The organism is Orrella sp. JC864 (genome assembly GCF_037026685.1).
In the GTDB taxonomy this organism is placed as follows: Bacteria; Pseudomonadota; Gammaproteobacteria; order Burkholderiales; family Burkholderiaceae_B; genus Orrella.
This window is the reverse complement of sequence record NZ_JBANET010000024.1, coordinates 18,946-32,897: the sequence shown is the minus strand read 5'-3', so window position 1 is coordinate 32,897 and position 13,952 is coordinate 18,946. Positions and strand designations below refer to the sequence as shown.

Here is a 13,952-nt window from a genome sequence, read left to right as displayed (position 1 = left end):
GCAGGCCCCGGACCGGACATTTGATAGCGAGACGGCAAGGCGGGGCAATGCATTCCGGAAATATCAATCAGGATGAACATTTACGTTCAACAAGGTCCATAAAAATGAACATTCCCAGGAAATAAATCGGCCAGGCGCCGCAGGCAGGCTGACAGGAAACTGCAAGCACAGAAAAATGGGCGTCAACGTTTCCCAGCACCCAAGACGCCATGAAAGCAATCGCATACGACTGGGCCGGGCTGAACGAATGGCTGTACCAAGGCTTTCGCGCCCTGCACTTTTCCTCGCTGGACCCCGCCTGGCGGGTGCTCAGCCACGGCTACGGCTACGTGGGCGCGGCCCTGGTGGTGCTGGCCCTGTGCGCGCGCTACCTGATGCTGCTGCACACCGGGCGCCGCCCCCAGGGCGAGACGCTGGGCGAGATCCTGGCCACGCTGGTGCTGTCCTTCTCGGTGGTCATGTGCGCGCTGGTCACCATCGAGCGCCTGGCTCCCCTGCCCCGCCCCTGGTACCTGTACGAGGAATGGATGGTGGTCCAGGCCTTTCCCGCCTGGCTGGACGGGTTTCCCTCCGTCAACGCGACCGTTGCCGTGATGTTCGCCTGCCTGTTCTGGCGCCATGCCGGCAAGGGCGCGCGCCGGGCCTTGCTGGCCTATGCCGCCGTGGGCTGCAGCCTGAGCATGGTCGCCGGGCTGCACTTTCCGGCGGACATCGCCGCCGGCGCGCTGCTGGGCGCGGCCAGCGTATGGGTGGCGCGCTGGTACCTGCGGCTGACGGCGCGCATCATGCAGCCGGCCTGAACCTAGCCAAACGGGCCGCGCGGCGGGCCGGCGGGCGGGTTACCATCGCCCGATGAACTTCCACCGCCCTGCCTTCTCGCTGGCCACGCTGCAGGTATTCGTCGCCGTCGCCCGGCTGGGCAGCTTCACCCGCGCGGCCGAAAGCGTGCACCTGACCCAGAGCGCGGTCAGCAAGCACATCGCCCTGCTGGAGGACAACCTGGGCGTGCCCCTGCTCACCCGGGCCGGGGGCGTGGCCCTGACCGAGCCGGGCCGGCAGTTCCTGCAGGCCGTCGAGCCGGCCCTGGAACAGATCCTGCGCGCGGCCGAGCGCATCGCCAGCCCGCCCATCGAGCAGCAGATGGTCAGCCTGCTGGCGCCGCCGGCCGTCCTGCAGTTCTGGCTGATCTCGCTGCTGCCGCGCTTTGCCCGCGAGCATCCCGAGATCGACCTGCGGCTCACGCCCAGGCTGCTGAGCACGCCCTCGTCCCGGCTGGACCTGGATGCCGAGATCCGTTTCGGCTCGGGCATGTGGCAGGGCGTGCGGGCGCGCTACCTGTTCGGGCGCGAGATGTGCGTGGTGGCCGCACCCGCCTTGCTGGCGGCGCACCGCATCGCCGAGCCGGCCGACCTGCACGCGGTCAGGCGCCTGAGCCACGTGCTGTACCCCAGCGCCTGGTCGGAGTGGAGCCAGGCGATGGGCGCCGGGCTCGAACTGCCCCCGGCCGGGCAGGCCTACGACCATTATTCGGTGATGATCGAGGCGCTGCACGCGCAGTTGGGCGTGGGCATCGTGCCGCGCCTGCTGGTGCGCAAGCACCTGGCCAGCGGCGAGCTGGCCGCGCCCTTCGACGAAGTGATGGTGGGCAGCAGCGGCTATTACCTGGTGCTGCGCGACGGCGACGGCCAGGCGCCGGCGGCGCTGCGCACCGTGGGCGACTGGCTCAAGGCCCGCGCCGACGAACTGGTGCAGGAATGGCTGTCCAGCGTCTCGATCAGCGTGGCCTACCAGCCGGCCCGCGGCCCGGCACGGCGCCAGCCAGGCCGCGCGGCGCCGCGGGCATGACGGCGCCGCGCCAGGATCACCGCGCCTGCAGCAACGCCCGGCAGGCGTCCCGCACATGCGCGCAGGCCGCGGCGCTGGCGGTCAGCATGCGGGCGAAACCATGCGTCATGCCGCGCGCGCGCATCAGCGTGACGCGCCCGCCCGCCTGCCGCCACGCCTGGGCATAGGCCTCGCCCTCGTCGCGCAGCACGTCGCATTCGGCCGTCATGACCACGGCCGGCGGCAGTTCGGCCAGCCGCCGCCAGCGCGTCAGGTCCAGCATGGGGTCGTCGGCCGGGGCGGCGCCGGCATACGCTTGCCAATAGGCCCGCATGGCCGCCGCGGTCAGGCCGGGGCCTTGGGCGAACTGGCGCATGCTGGGCGTATCGGTATCGGGCCGCACCGGCGGATAGAACAGCAGCAGCCGGTCGATGGCCGGCCCGCCCTGCTGCACGGCGCGCATGGCGCAGCCCAGCGCCAGGTGCGCGCCGGCGCTGTCGCCGCCCAGGGCCACGGGCCGGCCTGCCGCGCCCGGCCCCTGCCGCGGCTGGGCCAGCAGCCATTGCAGGGCTTGCCAGCAATCGTCCAGCGGCGCGGGATAGGGATGCTCGGGCGCACGGCGGTAGTCCACGCTGGCCACCTGCCAGCCGGTCTCGTGCGCCAGGCGCGCGCACAGCTTGTCGTGGCTGGCGATATCGCCCACGGTCCAGCCTCCGCCATGGAAATACACCATCAGCCCGGCGGGCGTGCCCGAGGGCGGGCCGGGGTGGTACAGGCGCAGCGCGATGGCATGGCCCCCGGGCGCGGGGCAATCCAGGTCCTGGCGCCGCACCGCCAGGGTCGGGCCCTGGGGCAGCGCCTGGGCGACACGCTCGCCGATGCGCCGGCGCCGGGCCAGCGGATGGGCCGGGTCGGCGGGCTCATCGGCCTCGATGCCGGCGATCAGCGCCAGGAAGGACTGCAGTTCGGCGTCGATGGCGGGCGGCAGCGGGGACGGCTCGATGGCGGACACGGCTTGCCTCACTGGTCGCCGCGGATGCCGCGGCGTTGCACGATATCGCCCCATTTGGCGGTTTCGTCGGCCACGAAGGCGCCGAAGTCGGCCAGCATGGGGCCGCCCACGTCCACGCCATCGTTGGCGAAGCGCTGGCGCAGGTCCGGCGCGGACAGCGCCTGCTTGAGTTCGTGCGCCATGCGCTGGGCCACCTCGCCGGAAATGCCGGCCGGCGCGAACAGGCCGAACCAGTTGATGACCTCGAAATCGGACACGCCGCTCTCGGCCACGGTCGGCACGTCAGGCAGGGCCGCGCTGCGCTTGCTGCTGGTGACGGCGATGGGCACGTACTTGCCGCTGCGCACCAGCGGCAAGGCCGAACTGGGATTCTCGAAAATGCCCGAGACCAGCCCGCTGACCACGTCGGCCGTATGCGCCGAGCCGCCCTTGTAAGGCACGTGCGTGATGGGCACCTGGGTGTTGGAAGCCAGCAGTTCCATGGACATGTGGCTGAGCGTGCCGCGCCCGCCCGAGGCCAGCGTGACGGGCTTGCCGGCCCGCGCGGCATCGACGAAATCGCTGACCTTGGCATAGGGCTGGTTGGCGCCGGTGACCAGCAGCAGCGGGTTGGACACGACCAGGCCGATGGGCACGAAGTCCTTGGCGGTGTCGTAGGGCAGCTTGTCGAACAAGGCGTTGTTGACCGCGAAACCGCCGCCGGCCAGCAGCAGCAGGTGGTCGTCGCCGGCCGCGCGCGCCACGAACTCGGTGCCGATGCGCGTGTCCGCGCCCGGCTTGTTCTCGACCACGAAGGGCTGGCCGGTCTGCTCGGCCAGCTTCTGCGCGACCGAACGCGCGGCGATGTCGGCAATGCCGCCGGGCGCGTAAGGCACCACCACCCGGACCGGCTTGCTGGGCCAGTTGGCCGCGGGCGCGGCCACGGCGGCGGCGGGCAGCAGGGCGGCGGCCAGGCCCAGCGCGGCCAGGCGGCGCAGGCCGGCGCGCCTGGCGGGGGATGAAATAGCGATGCGCGTCTCGTTCATGTTCGTCTCCTCTCGGATGCTTATGGGTGCGGCAACTATCCCACGCGGACGGGAAGGATGCGATGAAGAGTGGGCATCGGGATTCCGGGAAGGAATCGCCCGCAGCCCAGGGCAAGCATGCGTGCCGTGGTCAACCGGCCCGCCAGTCCAACTGCTCCACCCCTTGTGGACAGGCCACCGTTCTTGCGTCGGCCGCCGGCCCGTCCACCTTGGGCTTGTCCGGCGCCCAGGCCCCGGTGCCCAGCCCGTAGGCCGGCGGCGTGCCGGGCGCCTGGACCCAGGCCGCGACGTCGTGCCAGACGGCGCGGGCGCAAACGTCGCGCAGCAGCATGTGGTAGCCCTGCCCGTAGACGGCCACGCGCACCGGCCGGTCCAGGCTGGCCTGGCCCCAGCGTTCGAGCGCCTGCGTGACCGAGGGGCGCGGCAGCACCTCTTCGTTCTGGCCGTAGAGCACCAGCAGCGGCAGCCCGGCGGGCAGGCGGGCCATGCCTTCTTCGGCGCGGCTCATCAGCTCGACCAGCCCGGCCAGCGTATCCATGCGGGTGCGCTTGAGCACCCGCGGGTCGCTGCCCAGCGAGCGCAGCATCGCCAGATTGTCCGAAGGGGTGATGCGCAGGTTGGCCGGCGGCTCCACGCGCATGCCGGGCACCAGCCGCGCGCTCAGCCACAGCATGGCGCGGTAGAACGGATTCATGCTCTGGCGCCCCCACAGGGCCGGCGCCGAGAGCACGGCGCTGTCGATGCGCCCGGCCAGTTCGGCGGCGCGTCCCGGGGCCGGGTCGGTCAGCGCGGCCAGGATCACCGCGCCGCCCATGCTCTCGCCCAGCAGATGCAGCGGCGTGTCAGGGTGGCGCGCCGAGACCGCCCGCACCGCCGCTTCCAGGTCGGCCGCCAGCGTGTCGGCGCCGGCCCAGATGCCCGGCCGCGGGCCGGCGCCGAAGCCGCGCTGGTCGTAGGCATAGGTGGCGATGCCCTGCCGCGCCCAGGCGCGCGCGGGGCGGTCGAAGGCCTGCGAGTAGTCGTTCAGGCCATGCAGGGCGACAATCACGGCGCGCGGCGCGCCCTGCTCGGGCAGCCAGGCCCGCAGCGGCAGCTCGGCGCCGTCGGCCGCGACCAGCGACTGCCCGGCCAGCCGGGGCGTGCCGGTGGCCGGCCCCATGGGCTGGTAGCGCGGCGCGCAGGCGGCCAGCAGTACGGCGGCCAGCGCGGCGCCAAGCAGGCGAGGCAACGAAGGGGATGGACAGGCAGGCATCATCGGTGCGAAGGATACGGCAGGTCCCGGCCAGGGTGCCCTAGTGTATGCCGCAGTCGTTAAACTGCCGGAGCCGGCCGCCACGGCCTTTTTGTCCCTTGCCCAGTCTTTGTTGCCCAGTCTTTGTTGCCCAGCCTTTGTTTTGTCCCTTGCCCAGCCCTTGAACCGCTCCACGCCTGCCGCCGGCGCCCTGCTCGCGCGTGCGCTGCGCCAACCCGGCCACGGACCCTATGACCTGAGCGTGCCGCCCGGCGCCTGCGCGGCCGTGCAAGGCGCCTCGGGCGCGGGCAAATCGCGGCTGCTGCGCATGATCGCCGATCTCGATCCGCATGAAGGCCAGGCGAGCCTGGGCGACCAGGACCGCGCCGGCATGAGCGCGGTGCGCTGGCGCCGGCACGTGACCTACGTGGCGGCCGAGCCGGCCTGGTGGGGCGAGACGGTGCGCGAGCACTTGCGCGATGCCGCCCGCGCGGCCCGCGTGCTGCCGCAGCTGGGCCTGCCGGACAGCGTGCTGGATGCGCCCGTGGCGCGCCTGTCCACCGGCGAGCGCCAGCGCCTGGCGCTGGCCCGCGCCCTGCATGCCGACGTGCGCTTCCTGCTGCTGGACGAGCCCACCTCGGCCCTGGACGCCGAGAACGCCGCCCGCATGGAGCAGGCGCTGCTGCAGCTCAAGGCCGAAGGCGTGGGCCTGGTGCTGGTTACGCACCAGGCGCCGCAGGCCCAGCGGCTGGCGGACCAGCGCTACGTGCTGACGCGGGACGGCCTGCAGGCAGTGATGGAGGGATAGTGATCTCGCAACAGGCTCTCGTACTGCAGCCGTGGGACCTGGCGGCCGCCGCCGTGCTGCTGCTGGCCAGCGCCGCCCTGTCCTTGAGGCTGGCGCTGGGCGTGCAGCGTCCGCTGCTGCTGGCCACCGCCCGCATGGTCGCGCAGCTGCTGCTGGTCGGGCTGATACTGGACAAGGTGCTGGCGCTGTCTTCCCCCTGGCTGACCGCGCTGGTGGTGGCGGTCATGCTGGCCGCCGCCACGCAGGCGGTGCAGGCGCGCCAGCGGCGCGGCCTGGCCGGCGGCTGGGCGGTGGGCATGGCGGGCGCCGTGGTCGGCACCATTACCCTGGGCGTGACCCTGCTGGCGCTGCACACGGCCTTGCGGCCCGAGCCCTGGCACGATGCGCGCCACCTGATCCCGCTGACCGGCATCGTGCTGGGCGCGGTCATGAATGCCGCCAGCCTGGCGCTGCACAACCTGTTCGAGACGGTGCGGCGCGAACGCGCCGCCATCGAGGCGCGCCTGGCCCTGGGCCATGCGCCGGCGCAGGCCTTCGCGCCGCTGGCCCGCCAGGCCGTGCTGACCGGCATCCTGCCGACGATCAACCAGATGACGGCGGCAGGCATCATCACCCTGCCGGGCATCATGACCGGGCAGATCCTGGCCGGCATGGATCCGCTGCAAGCGGCCAAGTACCAGATCCTGCTGATGCTGCTGCTGGCCAGCGGCGGCCTGCTGGCCGCGGTGGCCGCGGTGCGCCTGGCGCTCTGGCGGCTGGGCGATGCCCGGTCGCGCCTGCGCCTGGACCGGCTCAAGGCCTGAAAAGAAACGCCCCGCTTCAATCCACGATGAACAGCACGGCGCCCTCGCGCGTGCGGGACTGGTGCGCCTGGGCGTCATCAGCCACCTGGTAGCTCATGCCCGGACGCAGCACGAAGCGGCGCCCGTCCTGCAAGGTGGTTTCCAGCTCGCCTTGCAGGCACAGCAGCACGTGTCCCTTGCTGCACCAATGGTCGGCCAGGTAGCCGGCCGAGTACTCGACCATGCGCACGCGGATACCGTTTCGCTCAGTTTCATGGGCTTGGAGAAGAAGGAAAAGCAAGCATTTCAACACGGAGGGGCCGCCCGGCGCTGACACAATTTATTTCAATTTTGCCGTGCCCGAAGATGGGCGCTGGCGGCCCTGCTGTTAGCGCAAACATCCGGCCCGTGCCGGCAAGCTCGGCCAACGGCCGGCGATCCGCCCGCGCCCCGGCGCATTGCCGGCCCGGCGGGCCGCTTCTAAGATCGCCCGGCCACTCGAACCCAGGCCGCCGCGCCGCCCGCGCGCTGCCGCCTTACGCCGGAGCTTCCCATGTCCTGCTGTCCCTCCCCGGGCGCGTCCGCCGCCCAGATCCCGGCCGCCGCGCTGGCTGGCCCGCGTGCGGCCAGCCCCTTGCCGGCGCGCCAGGGGCCGTCCATCGAGCGCATTCTTGCGTGGTACGCCCTGCCCTTTCCCGAGCTGATCTACCAGGCGCAGGCGGTGCACCGCCAGCATTTCGATCCGGCTTCGGTCGAGCTGGCCAGCCTGCTGTCGATCAAGACCGGCGGCTGTCCCGAGGATTGCGCCTATTGCCCGCAATCCTCGCACTATGACACCGGCGTGGACGCCGACAAGCTCATGCCGGTGCAGGAGGTGGTGGACGCCGCCCGGCGCGCGCAGGCGGCCGGCGCCCAGCGATTCTGCATGGGCGCGGCCTGGCGCAGCCCCAAGCCGCGGCACATGCAGGCACTCGCCGAGATCGTGCGCCAGGTCAAGGCGCTGGGCATGCAGACCTGCATGACCCTGGGCATGCTCGAGGACGAGCATGCCCGCGCGCTGGCGCAGGCCGGGCTGGATTACTACAACCACAACCTGGACACGGCGCCGGAGTTCTACGGCCGCATCATCACCACGCGCACCTACCAGGAGCGGCTCGATACGCTGCAGCGCGTGCGCCAGGCCGGCATCCGCGTATGCTGCGGCGGCATCGTCGGCATGGGCGAATCGCGCCGCGAGCGCGCCGGCCTGATCCACCAGCTGGCCAGCCTGGATCCCTATCCCGAGTCGGTGCCCATCAACCACCTGGTGCGCGTGGCCGGCACCCCGCTGGCGCAGGCCGAGCCGCTGGACCCGTTCGAGTTCGTCCGCACCATCGCCGTGGCCCGCCTGGCCATGCCGCGCGCGCGCGTGCGCCTGTCGGCCGGACGCGAGCAGATGCCCGAATCGCTGCAGGCCCTGTGCCTGCTGGCCGGCGCCAATTCCATCTTCTACGGCGACACCCTGCTGGTCACCGCCAACCCGCAAGTACAGGCCGACCAGGCCCTGCTGGCGCGGCTGGGCCTGCGCGTGGACGCCGCCACCCATCCCGCCCCGGAGCCCGCATGATCTATCTCGCCGCCAGCATCTGCTGCAGCGTCTTCGTTTCCGTATTGCTCAAGGTGGCGCGCCGCTACGGCATCGACGTGCGCCAGGCGGTCGCGGTCAACTATGCCGTGGCCTCGGCGCTGTGCCTGGCGCTGCTGCAGCCCACGCTGGAAAACCTGCTGCGCCCGGCCACGCCCTGGGGCGTGCTGCTGGCGCTGGGCGTGCTGCTGCCCAGCGTGTTCCTGGCCATGGCCGCCTCGGTGCGGCATGCCGGCATCGTGCGCAGCGACGCGGCCCAGCGGCTGTCGCTGTTCATCCCGCTGCTGGCCGCCTTCCTGCTGTTCGGCCAGACACTGTCGGGCCAGACGCTGGCGGGCATCGCCGTGGCCTTCGCCGCGCTGGCCTGCCTGGTGGGACGCGCCCAGGATGGCCCCCAGGGCGAAGGCGGGCGCGGCGCCTGGGCCTGGCCGCTGGCGGTATGGCTGGGCTACGGCGTGATCGACATCCTGTTCAAGCAAATGGCGCGCGCCGGCACGCAATTCGCGGGCGGGCTGCTGGCCGCCTTCGTGCTGGCCGGCATCGTCATCACCGGCTACCTGCTGGCGCGCCGCGTGCAATGGTCGTGGCGCCATGCCGGCGGCGGGCTGGTCCTGGGGCTGGCCAACTTCGGCAACATCCTGTTCTACATCCGCGCGCACCAGCACTTTCCCAGCGATCCGGCGCTGGTGTTCTCGGCGATGAACATCGGCGTCATCACGCTGGGTACGCTGGTGGGCGCGGCGTTCTTCAAGGAAAGGCTGTCGCCGCGCAACTGGCTGGGCGTGGCCCTGGCCGTGGCGGCGGTGGTGGTGCTGATCCCGTAACGTTCAAGCCTGGGGCTTGGCCGGTCCGGGCGGCCCGGAGCCGGCCTCGGGCTCGGTGCCGGACGACGGCGGCCCGGCAAGCGGCGATCCGGCCGCGGGCGGCTCGGCAAGCGGCGGCTCGGCAAGCGGCGGCCCGGCAAGCGGCGGCCCGGCATGCGGCGGCTCGGCAACCGGAAGGTCGGCGGCAGACGGTTCGGCAGCCGGCGGCGCGGCGGGCGCGGGCGGGCCTTCGGTTTCGGTGACCGGGGTGTTGTCCACCGCCACCGTCTCGACGTAGACGTCCAGCGCCGGATCCGAGCGCGGGTCCATGGTGGCCGACATGGGCGAGCTTTGCAGGCCGTCGGGCGCGGGCACGAACTGCACCGGCGCCTCGTCCACGCGGTGCTCGCCCGTGACCTTTTCGGGCCGCATGAAGGCCACCAGGATGGCCGCGCACAAGGAACTGAACACGAAGAACATGCCCGAGCCGCCAAGATCCATGAACAGGCCCGCCACCAGCGGCCCCAGGCAGGCGCCCAGGCCGTAGGCCATCAGCAGGATGGCGGCCAGGCCGACGCGCCGCTCGGCCTCCATGTGGTCGTTGGCGAAGGCCGCGCCCAGCGGGTAGAGCGTGAACTGCAAGGCGCCGAAGCCGGCGGAAAAAGCCAGCAGCAGCCAGAACGGCAGGTTCAGCCAGCCCCACATGGGCAGCACCAGGATCACGATGAGCAGGGCGTTGACACGGATCAGCCGCGCCCGGTTCAGGCGGTCGGACAGCCAGCCCATGGGCCATTGGGCCAGCAGGCCGGCCATGACCGCCACCGCCACGAAGATGGCGGCCTGGGAGGTGGAATAGCCTTGCTGGGCGGCATATACGGGCGCCAGGCCGTAGAAGGCGCCCGACAGGTTGCCCGCCACGAACAGGGCCACCAGCGACATGGGCACGCGGCCGACGAAGAACTTCACGTCCAGCGGGGCGGGCACCTGCGCGGCCGGGTGCGAGCGCGCCGTCAGCGCCAGGGGCACCAGGCAGATGGCCTGGCAGATGGCCACGATGGTCAGCGGGCGCAGGTCCAGCACCGGATAGGCGGTCAGCGCCAGCTGGCCCATCACCGTGCCCAGGCCGGAGATCAGCATGTAGAAGGAGAACACCCGGCCGCGCTGCTGGTTCTCGGTCTGCTCGTTGAACCAGCTCTCGATCACCATCAGCTGGGTGACCATCGCCACGCCCGCGACCAGGCGAAAACCCAGCCAGACCGGCAGGGACAGGACCAGCGTCTGCAGCAGCACCATGGTGGTGGAGATGGCCGCGCAGGCCACGTAGGCCCGGATGTGGCCGACCCGGATGATGAGCTTGTGGCCCAGCCGGGCGCCCAGCACCAGGCCGCCGTAATAAGCCGCGATCAGCGCGCCGACCCAGACGGCGCTGACGGCCTCGCTGTTCAGGCGCAGCGCCATGTAGGTGTTGAACAGACCGATGCCGGTCATCATCAACAGGGTGGTCAGGTACAGCGAGGAAAAGGAAGTCAGCGTGGCGAGCATGGCATGGCGCGAGGCAGAGGCCGGACAAGCCGGGCCCCGCGGCGGGGCCCGGCGGATGGGACGCGCCTCAGGCGCGCAACTGCTTGAGCATCGTCTCGGCGTCGCTCGTCTCGAACTTGCCGGGCGGCTCGATGTTCAGCGCCTTGACCACGCCGTCCTCGAGCAGGGCCGAATAGCGCTGCGAGCGCACGCCCATGCCGCGCGCCTGCAGGTCCAGCTCCAGCCCCAGCGCGCGCGTCCAGGTGGCCGAGCCGTCGGCCAGCATGCGCACCTTGCCGCCGGCCTGCTGCTCGCGGCCCCAGGCGCCCATGACGAAGGCGTCGTTCACGGCCACGCACCAGATTTCATCGACGCCGGCCGCCTTGAGCGCGTCGGCCTGCTGGATGTAGCCCGGCAGGTGCTTGGCCGAGCAGGTGGGGGTGAAGGCGCCCGGCACGGCAAATACGGCGATCTTCTTGCCGCGCACCAGGTCGGCGACCTGGAACGCATTGGGCCCGAGCGTGCAGCCTTCGGTCTCGGTTTCGATGAACTCGGTCAAGGTGCCGTCCGGGACCCGGTCGCCCACTTTTATCGTCATGATCGCTTCTCCATGGAATAGGGAGCGGCGCCCCTTGGCGCCGTCTCAGCCGCAATCATAGAATGCCGGGCGGCGCGCCACTGTAAGACGCTGCTACCGCCTGCCGGGCCGGGGCACCCGGGGGCCGCCGCCCGGCGCGGCGCCGGCAAGCTGGACTATGATGACACGATCATGAACGACGACATCCCTACCCTGAGCCACCTGGACGCCTCGGGCCAGATCCGCATGGTGGACGTGGGCGCCAAGACGCCCACCGAGCGCACCGCCGTGGCGGGCGGCCGCGTGCGGCTCACGCCGCGGGCCTACGCCCTGCTGACCCAGCCCGGCCAGGGCAAGGGCGAAGTGCTCAATACGGCGCGGGTGGCCGGCATCCTGGCCGCCAAGCGCTGCGCCGAGCTGATCCCGCTGTGCCACAGCCTGCCGCTGTCGTTCGTCGGCATCGATTTTTCGCTGGACGAGGCCGCCAGCACGGTGCGCATCCAGGCCACCTGCCGCACCAGCGCGCAGACCGGCGTCGAGATGGAAGCCATGACGGCGGCCAGCGTGGCCGCCCTGACCATCTACGACATGTGCAAGGCCGCCGACAAGGGCATCGTCATCGAGGCGATCGCCCTGCAATACAAGTCCGGCGGCAAAAGCGGCGAATGGAAACGCGCGGACGCGGGCTGAGCGCCTGGCGCCGCGGGCCTGCCCCCAAGGCCTGAACCCCGCCCTGCGCGCCGCTAGCCGCCGTCCCGGGCGGCCGGGGTCGAGCAGCTTTCTATCCAGCGGGCCAGCGCGCTCCAGTCCGCTTCCGCGTCGCCGGCGTTGCAGGCCGACTCCATCAGCTGCAGCGCCAGCGCGGCCATGGGCATGAAGGCGCCGCCGTCCTGCCCGGCCTGCAAGGCCAGGCGCAGGTCCTTGCGCATCAGCCGGGTGCGGAACCCGGGCTCGAAATCGCGCTCGATCAGGCGCAGCGCGTTCTTCTCCAGCACGGCGCTGCGGGCCGCCCCGCCCAGCAGCGCCTCGCGCACCACGCCCACGTCCACGCCGTGGCGCCGCGCCAGGGCGAAGGCCTCGGCCACGCCCAGCATGGCGCCGGTCACCGCCACCTGGTTGCAGGCCTTGGCCACCTGCCCGGCGCCGCTTTCGCCGACCCGCACGATGCGGCTGGCGATGCCCTGCAGATAGGGCAGCGCGGCCTGGAAGGCCTGTTCGCCGCCGCCGACCATGCAGCTGAGCTTGCCTTCGGCCGCGCCCTGCTGGCCGCCGCTGACCGGCGCATCGAGCAGGCTTGCGCCCTGCTGCGCCAGCCTGGCGGCGAACTGGCGCGCGGCCTGGGCGGAAATGGTGCTGGTGTCGATGACGATCGTGCCCTTTGCCGCGCCTTGCGCCAGGCCCTGCGGGCCGAACAGCACCTGCTCGACCGCGGCGGTGTCGGACAGGCACAGGAACACGACGCCGCAGGCCCGGGCCAGCTCGGCCGGCGTGGCCGCCGCCTGCGCCCCTTGCGCGACATAGGGCTCGACGGCCTGGGCGTTGCGGTTGTGGACGGTCAGGGCGTGGCCGGCCCGCATCAGCGAGGCGGCCATGCCGCGGCCCATGACGCCCAGGCCGATGAAGCCGACACGGACCGGGGCAAGAGACGGGGTAGACATACGGGCAGGACTCCTGAAGGCAAAGAAATCAACGCTTGGCGGCGCCGGCCAGCGCCTCGCCGATCATGGCGTAGCCGGCATCGATCTGCCGCTGGAAGGCGGGGCCGTCGGCATAGTCGGTGATCAGGCCCGTGTTGCGGCTGAAGTTCTGCCAGGCCTGGGTCTGCAAGGCCTCGCTGAAGACCTTGTGCAGATAGGCGTAGACCGGCTCGGGCAGGCCCGCCGGGGCCATCAGGCCCTTCATGTTGTCCAGCGCCACCGGATAGCCCAGCTCGGTCAGCGTGGGCACATCGGGCAGGCTGGGCACGCGGGCGTCGGAGAACACCGCCAGCGGCCGGATGCGGCCGCCGTCGATCAGGCCGCGCACTTCCTCGGGCGCGCCGAAGGCCATGTCCACCTGGCCGGAGGCCAAAGCCAGCAGCGAGTCGGCCGCGCCCTTGTAGGGCACGTGCAGGAAGGACAGCCCGCTGCGGGCCTCGAACACCAGCATGGTCGAATGGAACAGGCTGCCTTCGCCGGTCGAGCCGTAGGACAGGCCGCCAGGCGAGCGCTTGGCCGCCTCGATCAGCTGCGCCATGGACTGGAACGGCGAATCGGCCTTGACCGCCAGCACCGAGGGCAGCCGGGCCACCTTGAGAATGGGCGTGAAGTCCTTGCGCGGGTCGTAGGCGATCTTCTGGTGGTTGCCCACCGAGGTGGTTTCGCTGCCGCCGCCCACGAACATGGTGTAGCCGTCGGGCTTGGCCTGGGCGACGTGCTGCGCGGCCAGCGCGCCGGCCGCGCCCGGCCGGTTGACCACGACCACGGGCACCGGCACGGTGTCCTTGACCGCGTTGGCCAGCTGCCGGGCGATCTGGTCGGCCGAGCCGCCGGGCGCAAAGCCCACCACGATCTCGATGTTCTTCTGCGGCCGCCACTCCTGCGCCCAGGCCGCGCCGGGCAGGCCGGCCAGCGCCGCCAGCGCCAGGGCGCCGCCGGCCAGCAGCCGACGGCCGCGCGGCAGCAGCCGTTTCGTTGGATATAGCCCTTGCATCATGCCTGTCTCCTTGGTTTTTTCCGTAGGGGCTTCTTTGCGTCATGCCGGGGA

14 protein-coding genes and 1 pseudogene are annotated in these 13,952 nt (G+C 71.6%); 7 read left to right on the top strand and 8 right to left on the bottom strand.

The annotated features are described in order from the left end of the window. Window positions 1-209: 209 nt before the first annotated feature. Window positions 210-800 (top strand): phosphatase PAP2 family protein, encoded by a 591-nt coding sequence (locus tag V8Z80_RS18095; protein WP_155192053.1) that lies wholly within the window; start codon window positions 210-212, stop codon window positions 798-800. A 52-nt stretch (window positions 801-852) separates the two neighbouring features. Next, entirely contained in the window at window positions 853-1,845 is a 993-nt protein-coding gene (locus V8Z80_RS18090; RefSeq protein ID WP_336063013.1) for a LysR substrate-binding domain-containing protein, read from the top strand. 16 nt (window positions 1,846-1,861) lie between these two features. Here the strand turns inward: V8Z80_RS18090 and V8Z80_RS18085 are convergent, their stop codons facing one another. The 3 genes from V8Z80_RS18085 to V8Z80_RS18075 all read right to left on the bottom strand — a co-directional run bounded on the left by V8Z80_RS18085 (window position 1,862) and on the right by V8Z80_RS18075 (window position 5,089). After that, entirely contained in the window at window positions 1,862-2,836 is a 975-nt protein-coding gene (locus V8Z80_RS18085; protein ID WP_336063012.1) for an alpha/beta hydrolase, read from the bottom strand. An 8-nt stretch (window positions 2,837-2,844) separates the two neighbouring features. Continuing rightward, complete coding sequence (locus V8Z80_RS18080) at window positions 2,845-3,861, bottom strand: tripartite tricarboxylate transporter substrate binding protein (RefSeq protein ID WP_336063011.1); 1,017 nt, start codon at window positions 3,859-3,861, stop codon at window positions 2,845-2,847. Between the two features lie 130 nt (window positions 3,862-3,991). Continuing rightward, window positions 3,992-5,089, bottom strand: a complete 1,098-nt coding sequence (locus V8Z80_RS18075) for an alpha/beta hydrolase (protein ID WP_336063010.1) — start codon at window positions 5,087-5,089, stop codon at window positions 3,992-3,994. A gap of 184 nt (window positions 5,090-5,273) precedes the next feature. Between V8Z80_RS18075 and V8Z80_RS18070 the strand changes: the two genes are divergently transcribed. Together V8Z80_RS18070 and V8Z80_RS18065 are read left to right on the top strand one after the other, a co-directional pair. Then, window positions 5,274-5,900 (top strand): ABC transporter ATP-binding protein, encoded by a 627-nt coding sequence (locus V8Z80_RS18070; RefSeq protein ID WP_336063009.1) that lies wholly within the window; start codon window positions 5,274-5,276, stop codon window positions 5,898-5,900. Further along, window positions 5,900-6,703, top strand: coding sequence for an ABC transporter permease (locus V8Z80_RS18065; RefSeq protein WP_336063008.1), 804 nt, complete (start codon window positions 5,900-5,902; stop codon window positions 6,701-6,703). The genes V8Z80_RS18070 and V8Z80_RS18065 overlap by 1 nt, the downstream gene beginning before the upstream one ends. A 16-nt stretch (window positions 6,704-6,719) precedes the next feature. Here the strand turns inward: V8Z80_RS18065 and V8Z80_RS18060 are convergent. Continuing rightward, window positions 6,720-6,938, bottom strand: a pseudogene (locus V8Z80_RS18060) (DHCW motif cupin fold protein); the annotation flags it as partial. A gap of 297 nt (window positions 6,939-7,235) precedes the next feature. Here V8Z80_RS18060 and bioB point away from each other — a divergent pair. Together bioB and V8Z80_RS18050 are read left to right on the top strand one after the other, a co-directional pair. After that, window positions 7,236-8,288: a biotin synthase BioB gene (gene bioB, locus V8Z80_RS18055; RefSeq protein WP_155192058.1), complete on the top strand. Its 1,053-nt coding sequence runs from the start codon at window positions 7,236-7,238 to the stop codon at window positions 8,286-8,288. Further along, the gene (locus tag V8Z80_RS18050) at window positions 8,285-9,130 is read left to right on the top strand and encodes an EamA family transporter (RefSeq protein ID WP_155192060.1); all 846 of its coding nucleotides are present in this window, start codon (window positions 8,285-8,287) and stop codon (window positions 9,128-9,130) included. The genes bioB and V8Z80_RS18050 overlap by 4 nt, the downstream gene beginning before the upstream one ends. 3 nt (window positions 9,131-9,133) lie before the next feature. On the opposite strand, the gene V8Z80_RS18045 is transcribed toward V8Z80_RS18050, so the two are convergent. Next, window positions 9,134-10,651 (bottom strand): MFS transporter, encoded by a 1,518-nt coding sequence (locus V8Z80_RS18045; protein WP_336063007.1) that lies wholly within the window; start codon window positions 10,649-10,651, stop codon window positions 9,134-9,136. Window positions 10,652-10,718: 67 nt separating this feature from the next. After that, window positions 10,719-11,228: a peroxiredoxin gene (locus V8Z80_RS18040; protein ID WP_155192063.1), complete on the bottom strand. Its 510-nt coding sequence runs from the start codon at window positions 11,226-11,228 to the stop codon at window positions 10,719-10,721. 171 nt (window positions 11,229-11,399) lie between these two features. On the opposite strand from V8Z80_RS18040, the gene moaC reads away from it, so the two are divergent. After that, window positions 11,400-11,897, top strand: coding sequence for a cyclic pyranopterin monophosphate synthase MoaC (moaC, locus tag V8Z80_RS18035; RefSeq protein WP_155192065.1), 498 nt, complete (start codon window positions 11,400-11,402; stop codon window positions 11,895-11,897). A 53-nt stretch (window positions 11,898-11,950) separates the two neighbouring features. Here moaC and V8Z80_RS18030 read toward each other — a convergent pair whose 3' ends face one another. Then, the gene (locus tag V8Z80_RS18030) at window positions 11,951-12,865 is read right to left on the bottom strand and encodes an NAD(P)-dependent oxidoreductase (protein ID WP_336063006.1); all 915 of its coding nucleotides are present in this window, start codon (window positions 12,863-12,865) and stop codon (window positions 11,951-11,953) included. A 28-nt stretch (window positions 12,866-12,893) separates the two neighbouring features. Beyond that, window positions 12,894-13,901 (bottom strand): Bug family tripartite tricarboxylate transporter substrate binding protein, encoded by a 1,008-nt coding sequence (locus tag V8Z80_RS18025; RefSeq protein WP_336063005.1) that lies wholly within the window; start codon window positions 13,899-13,901, stop codon window positions 12,894-12,896. Window positions 13,902-13,952 lie beyond the last annotated feature (51 nt).